Below are 6695 nucleotides of genomic sequence, written 5' to 3' on the forward strand. Positions count from 1 at the left end.
GCGACCGGCCGCACGACGCGGCGGCTGGTGGAGCCGCTGTCCGTGGAGGGGGGCCGGGTGACGGCGCTGGACCGCTCCGGTCCGGCGGCCGGGCAGGAGGTCCGCACGTACTCGGTGCACCGCGTGACGGGCGTGGCGCCCTGGGAGGGGTGAGCGCCGGGCCGGCGCGCACGGCGGGCGTGGGCTGGGCCGGCGGGGGGACGTCGCAGGGCGCCTGGGCGCAGGTCGGCTAGCGTTTCGGGGGTGGTGCCGCGCGCAACCCGGTCGCGGCGGGCGTCGGAGAGGACCGTGGGAGAACGATGAGCGAGTTCACGCACGGCGACGGGGAGCGGCGCTCGTGGTGGGAGGAGCCGGACCCGCGCCAGGAGGACGCCCCGACCCCCGACGAGGGCGGCTCCCCGCGGGGTGCGCACCCCGCGCCCGCGCCCGGGCAGCGTCCCCAGGACCAGCACGACCCCTACCGGGCGTCGGCGGCCGCTCCGGCCGCCGCCCAGGGCTGGGGTGCACCACCGCAGGACCAGCAGGCGTGGCAGGACCAGCAGCGCGGCGCCCAGCAGGCACCGCCGCAGTGGGCCGCGCAGCAGCCCCCCGGCCCGCAGCCGTACCCGCCGAACCAGACGTACGGCCAGCCCGGCCCGGCGCAGCACGGCCCGGCGCAGCCCGGCCCGGCGCAGTACGCCCCCGGCCAGTACGCCCCCGGCCAGTACGGCCCGGCGCAGTACGCCCCCGGCCAGTACGCCCCGGCGCAGTACGCCCCGGGCCAGTACGGCCAGCACGGCTACGGCGCGCCCGTCGCCGGCCAGGCGCAGGCGGTGATGTGGACGGGCATCGGCTCCCTCGCGCTGCTCGTCTTCTCCGCCGGTGGCCTCGGCTTCATCCCCGCGATCGTCTCCCTCGTCATGGCCCCCGGCGCGCGGCGGCAGGTGCTGGAGTCGCAGGGCCGGCTGCAGGGGCTGGGTCAGATCCGGACCGGGCAGATCTGCGCCTGGGTGACGCTGGGCCTCACCCTGCTGGCGGTCCTGGCGGTCGTCGTGCTGGTGGTCGTCCTGCGGGCCGCCATCCCCGACACCGGCTCCGACTTCGACCTCAGCGCCACCGGGCTCGGCACCGCGCCCGGCACCGCGTCCGGCACGGGCGCGCCCGCCGTCGGCTGAGGCGCGGGCGGAAGCTCGCGGCGCCCCGGGCGGTTGCACCCCAGGTGGCGGGGTGCACCCCGCCGTCCGCCCGGCCCCCGCGGGCCGTCCCCGAGCAGGTAGGAGCCGCGTGAACGCCGGACCCCTCATCGTCCAGAGCGACAAGACGCTGCTGCTGGAGGTGGACCACGAGCGGGCGCGCGCCTGCCGGGCCGCCATCGCGCCCTTCGCGGAGCTGGAGCGCGCCCCCGAGCACGTCCACACCTACCGGCTGACGCCGCTGGGCCTGTGGAACGCCCGGGCCGCCGGCTACGACGCCGAGCAGGTCGTGGACACGCTGCTGGAGTTCTCCCGCTACCCCGTGCCGCACGCCCTGCTGGTGGACGTGGCGGAGACGATGGCCCGCTACGGCCGGCTGCAGCTGCTCAACGACCCGGCGCACGGCCTCGTGCTGCACGCCCTGGACACCCCCGTGCTGGAGGAGGTGCTGCGCTCCAAGCGGGTCGCGCCGATGCTGGGTGCGCGGGTCGCCCCGGACGCCGTCGCGGTGCACCCCAGCGAGCGCGGCAACCTCAAGCAGGCGCTGCTCAAGCTGGGCTGGCCCGCCGAGGACCTGGCCGGCTACGTCGACGGCGAGGCGCACCCGATCGCGCTGGCCGAGGACGGCTGGAGCCTGCGCCCGTACCAGCAGCAGGCCGTGGAGGGGTTCTGGCACGGCGGTTCCGGTGTCGTGGTGCTGCCCTGCGGGGCGGGCAAGACCCTGGTCGGTGCCGGCGCGATGGCGCAGGCCCGGGCCACCACGCTGATCCTGGTGACGAACACGGTCTCGGCGCGGCAGTGGCGCGACGAGCTGCTGCGGCGCACCACCTTGACCGAGGACGAGATCGGCGAGTACTCCGGCGCCCGCAAGGAGATCCGCCCCGTCACGATCGCCACCTACCAGGTGGTGACGACGAAGCGGAAGGGCGTCTACCCGCACCTGGAGCTGTTCGACGCCCGCGACTGGGGCCTCATCGTCTACGACGAGGTGCACCTGCTGCCGGCGCCGATCTTCCGGATGACCGCGGACCTGCAGGCGCGCCGCCGCCTGGGGCTGACGGCGACGCTGGTGCGCGAGGACGGCCGCGAGGGCGACGTGTTCTCCCTGATCGGCCCCAAGCGCTACGACGCGCCGTGGAAGGACATCGAGGCGCAGGGCTACATCGCGCCGGCCGACTGCGTCGAGGTGCGGGTGACGCTGCCGGAGGCGGAGCGGCTGCTCTACGCCACCGCCGACGACGAGGACCGCTACCGGTTGTGCGCGACGTCGGCGGAGAAGACGCGGGTGGTGGAGAAGCTCGTCGCGCAGCACCGCGGTGAGCCGCTGCTCGTGATCGGGCAGTACATCGACCAGCTCGACGAGCTCGCCGAGCGGCTGGGCGCCCCCGTCATCAAGGGCGAGACGACGGTGCGGGAGCGGCAGCGGCTGTTCGACGCCTTCCGGCACGGGGAGGTCTCCACGCTGGTGGTCAGCAAGGTCGCGAACTTCTCCATCGACCTGCCCGAGGCGAAGGTGGCCATCCAGGTGTCGGGGTCGTTCGGCTCGCGGCAGGAGGAGGCGCAGCGGCTGGGGCGGGTGCTGCGCCCCAAGGGCGACGGCGGGGCGGCGCGCTTCTACACGGTGGTGGCCAGGGACACCAAGGACCAGGACTTCGCCGCGCACCGGCAGCGGTTCCTCGCCGAGCAGGGGTACGCCTACCGCATCGTGGACGCCGACGACCTGGACCGGGGCGTGCCGGACGCCGACGGGGTGCTGCCGGACTGACGGCTCCACCCCCCGGGCACCCTTCTCCGGGTTCGGGCGCCCGGAGCACGCCTCCCGGGCGCCCGAACCCGGAGAAGGGCGCCCGAGGGGGTGGGCGCCCTCAGCGGGTGGCGGCCCGGGCGAGCTGGACGTCGGTGGTGGCGCGGGCGCGCGAGCCCTGACCGAGCGCGGTGAGCAGCAGGTCGGCGGGCTCGGGGTAGACCTCCTCGCGGGCCTGCAGCCAGCCGCGCAGCCCGTCGGGCCGGTTGGTGATGACGCCGTCGACCTCGGCGGCGAGCAGGAAGCGCCACAGCGCGGGGGCGTCGACCGTCCACGGCCAGACCTCCAGGCCGGCCTCGTGGAGCTCGTCGACGGCGGCGGGCCGGGCCACCAGGGAGGCGACGCCCGGGTTGCACGCCAGCACGCCCAGGTCGCGGCGCAGCGCGCGCCCCTGCGCGAGGGCGTCGGTGGCGGGTGCGTCCAGCAGGGCGGCGCGGCGCACCTCCGGGGCGACGTCGCGCACGTGGGCCAGGGTGGACATCTCGAAGCTCTGCACGACGACCTGGTCGACGGCCGCGGCGCGGCGGACGACGTCGATCGCGGTGCGCACCTGCGCGGGGGTCCACTCCTGCTTCAGCTCCAGCAGCAGCTGGGCACCGGGGTGCTCGGCGAGCAGGTCGAGCAGGTCGGCGAGCAGCGGGACGCGCTGGCCGCCGAAGGCCGGGGAGAACCAGGCGCCGGCGTCGAGGGCGGCCAGGGCGCCGGCGTCGAGGTCCGCGATGCGGCCGTGGCCGCCGGTGGTGGCGTCGACGTCGGCGTCGTGCATGAGCACCACGGAGCCGTCGGCGGCGGGGTGCACGTCCGTCTCGACCATGTCGGCGCCGCAGCGCAGCGCGGCCTCGAAGGCGGCGAGGGTGTTCTCGGGGGCCACGGCGGAGTAGCCGCGGTGGGCGATGACGAGCGGGGAGGCGACCGGGGTGAGGCCGGCTGCGGCGCGCGAGCGCGCGGAGGAGGGGACGGACGCGGGCCCTGACGGGGTCGCACTGGTCACGACGTCACGCTGCCGGGGCAGCTCGTCCGGCAGGTGACCCCTGGACGGACTGTGCGTGACTGCTTCCTGACGCTTGCCCACGACGACCCCAGGTGCTCTCGGCTCGGTGTTCCCGGTGGCGCACCGGAGCGGCGCCGGCGCGGGTGTGGTCTCGACAGGTCCGGTGCCGGGCTGAAGCAGCGCACCCGCCCTATTGACAGACCGAGCGCTCGGTTTGACGCTGGGGACATGGCCGCGACGAGCCGCACCGCCGCCCCCCACCGCCTGCGCTGGGGCGAGGTCCCCCTGGAGCTGCGCGCGGAGCGCGGGACCTGGCGCACCGAGGTGGTGCTGCTGCGCGACGGGCAGCGGGTCGCCGCCGGGTCGGGCACGGAGAAGGTCCTGCTCGACGTACCGCCGGGCGCGGGTCCCGCACCGGGCACCGGGGCGCAGGCACCGCTCGTGCACGTCCGGCTCGGGTGGTCGGGCCGGATCGCGCACGCCGCCCTCCTCGTCCCGCCGGCGGGCGGCCTGCCCGGCGGCCGCGAGGCCCTCGCGGAGCTGCCCCCGGCCGCCGCCCGGCTCGCACGGGTCGAGCGCTACGAGTTCGCGCCACCACCGGGGACGCTCGCGGCCCGGCGGCTCGCCTTCGGCCGCCGGCACCCGCGCCTGTACGCCTCGCGCCACGTCCTCGCCGCCGTCGCCAAGGTCCTCCTCGGGGCACTGGGCCTGACGGTGTTCGTGGGCCAGCTCCTGCAACCCCTGGTGCGGTGGGTCCGCGAGCGGGTACCCGACGTCGACCTGCCCCGGATCCCCTGGCCCGACGTCCCGTGGCCCGACGTCGACCTGCCGCAGATCCCCTGGCCCGACGTCGACCTGCCCGAGATCCCCTGGCCCGACGTCAGCGCCCCGCCGTGGCTGCTCGCGGTGCTGGCCACCGCCAAGTTCTGGGTGCCCGTCCTCATCGCCGTGGGCATCGCGGTCGGCGAGGTGCGCCGGCGCCGCCACGCCCCGCCCCCCGGCACCTCCACGCCCCCCGGCACCTCCACGCCCCCCAGCACCTCCACGCCCCCCAGCACCTCCACGCCCCCCGGCACCCCGCCCGGCACGGCACCCGCCGCGCCCCACCACGACGAGGACACACCCCCCGATGCGCACGATCGACCCCGAGAAGCACCGGCAGCGGCGGATGCGCATCGTCGAGGCGGCGGTGGCGCTGTTCGCCGAGAAGGGCCTGGCGGCGACGTCGACCGCTGACATCTGCCGGGCCGCCGGCATCAGCACCGGCAACCTCTTCCACTACTTCGCCTCCAAGCAGGAGGTCTTCCACGGCATCTTCGAGCTCGACCGCGACGAGTGGGACCACCACTTCGCGGCGGCGGCGGCCGACCCGGACCCCTGGCACGCGCTCACCGTCGTCATCGACCGGGTGGCGGCCGACACCGCGCACCCCGTCGTCGCGGGCCTGCTGGTGGAGATGGTCGCCCAGTCCCACCGGGACCCCGTGACGGCCCGCCTCGTCGCCGAGGGCGACGCCCGGATGGTGCGCGGGATCGGCGCGCTGGTGCGGCGCATGGTCGAGGCCGGCACCGCCGACCCGGGGATGGCGGCGGAGGAGGCCGCGCGCTGGGTGCTCACGCTCGTGGAGTCCTTCTACGGCCGCGGCTACCCCGAACCCGGGCGCGACCGCGCCGCGGACGTCGCGACCGTGAAGCTGCTGGTGGCCCGCGTGCTGCGGTACCGCGGGCCCGGTCCGCAGGAGGACCCGGATGACGCGCACACCTGAGGCCGCGAGCACCCCCCTCCACACCCGCCCACGGATGCCGGCGGCCGTGCTGCCGGCCGCGCTGCTCGTGGCGGCCGCGGGGGTGTGGGCGCTGCTGCTGGTCGGCGGCGCGGGCGGACCGGACCGGGTCCCGCCGGGAGCGGTGCTGCTCCCGCTGGCGGCGGTCCTCACCGCGCTGGTGCGGCGGGGCTGGACGGCCGCGGTGGCCGCGCCCGTCGCGGCGTTCACGCTGCTCAACGCGCTGCAGGCCGTCGCGGCCGGTGCGGGACCGGGCGCGGGGCCGGACGTGGTGACGCCCGGTCGCGTCGTGGTGCTGGTGGGCTCGGCGGTGGCGCTGGCGGCCTGCGCGCTGCGGCTGCTGCAGCGCCCGGCCCGCCCGGGCCATGGGAAGGGCACCCGGTGGCAGGTGGCGGTGCTGGCCGTGCTGGCCCCGGTGAGCGCGGAGTACCTGTCCGCCTACGCCGAGACCACGGGCGACCCGGTGCAGCTGCTCGCCGGCCTGGTGGTGTTCGTCCCGCTCTACGGCGCGCCGGCGCTGCTGGTCCGCGAGGTCGCCCGCGCCACGGGGCGCGGCTGGCCCTCGGTGCTGCTGCTGGCGGCGGCCTTCGGCGTGCTGCAGGCCGGCGTGGTGGACCGGTCGCTGTTCAGCGTGGACTACCAGGACTACGAGGGCTGGGAGCAGAACAGGGCCGCGACGCTGCTGGCACCGCTGGGGGTGAGCGCCGCCGACGCCCTGAACTTCGTGGCCGGGCACGTGGTCTGGAGCATCGCCGCGCCGATCGCCGTGGCGGAGGCGCTGGCCCCGGCGCGGGCGCGGCAGCGCTGGCTCGGGCGGCGCGGGGTGGTGCTCTGCGCGATCGGGTGGGCGCTGGCGGCGGGGCTGATCCTGCGCGACTCCCTCGGCGGGGCGGCGCCCGGGGTCTCGCCGTGGCAGGTGGCCGGCGCGGGGGTCGTGGTGGTGGC

General features: G+C 76.9%; 6 protein-coding genes. 5 read left to right on the plus strand and 1 reads right to left on the minus strand.

The window, feature by feature from the left end; all coding sequences use genetic code 11:
- Window positions 1–299: 299 nt before the first annotated feature.
- Both ABEB16_RS18245 and ABEB16_RS18250 read left to right on the plus strand, forming a co-directional pair.
- Window positions 300–1154, plus strand: a complete 855-nt coding sequence (locus ABEB16_RS18245; protein WP_345713637.1) for a hypothetical protein — start codon at window positions 300–302, stop codon at window positions 1152–1154.
- Window positions 1155–1263: 109 nt separating this feature from the next.
- Entirely contained in the window at window positions 1264–2937 is a 1674-nt protein-coding gene (locus ABEB16_RS18250) for a DNA repair helicase XPB (protein ID WP_345713638.1), read from the plus strand.
- Between the two features lie 100 nt (window positions 2938–3037).
- Here the strand turns inward: ABEB16_RS18250 and ABEB16_RS18255 are convergent, their stop codons facing one another.
- Window positions 3038–3967, minus strand: a complete 930-nt coding sequence (locus ABEB16_RS18255) for a glycerophosphodiester phosphodiesterase (RefSeq protein ID WP_345713639.1) — start codon at window positions 3965–3967, stop codon at window positions 3038–3040.
- Between the two features lie 228 nt (window positions 3968–4195).
- Here ABEB16_RS18255 and ABEB16_RS18260 point away from each other — a divergent pair, with 228 nt between their 5' ends.
- From ABEB16_RS18260 to ABEB16_RS18270, 3 genes are all read left to right on the plus strand, one after another.
- Complete coding sequence (locus ABEB16_RS18260) at window positions 4196–5203, plus strand: hypothetical protein (RefSeq protein WP_345713640.1); 1008 nt, start codon at window positions 4196–4198, stop codon at window positions 5201–5203.
- Window positions 5097–5732, plus strand: coding sequence for a TetR/AcrR family transcriptional regulator (locus ABEB16_RS18265; protein WP_345713641.1), 636 nt, complete (start codon window positions 5097–5099; stop codon window positions 5730–5732). Before ABEB16_RS18260 ends, ABEB16_RS18265 begins: the two co-directional genes overlap by 107 nt.
- Window positions 5716–6695: hypothetical protein (locus tag ABEB16_RS18270; protein WP_345713642.1), on the plus strand; the 980-nt coding region annotated here is incomplete at its 3' end. The genes ABEB16_RS18265 and ABEB16_RS18270, both read left to right, overlap by 17 nt.

This window comes from Kineococcus glutinatus (genome assembly GCF_039542765.1).
Lineage (GTDB): Bacteria > Actinomycetota > Actinomycetes > Actinomycetales > Kineococcaceae > Kineococcus_A > Kineococcus_A glutinatus.

What these genes read in the sequence shown, in the direction of transcription:
- ABEB16_RS18260 (WP_345713640.1), top strand. Translation starts at nt 4,196, where the DNA reads ATGGCCGCGACGAGCCGCACCGCCGCCCCCCACCGCCTGCGCTGGGGC.
- ABEB16_RS18265 (WP_345713641.1), top strand. Translation starts at nt 5,097, where the DNA reads ATGCGCACGATCGACCCCGAGAAGCACCGGCAGCGGCGGATGCGCATC.
- ABEB16_RS18245 (WP_345713637.1), top strand. Translation starts at nt 300, where the DNA reads ATGAGCGAGTTCACGCACGGCGACGGGGAGCGGCGCTCGTGGTGGGAG.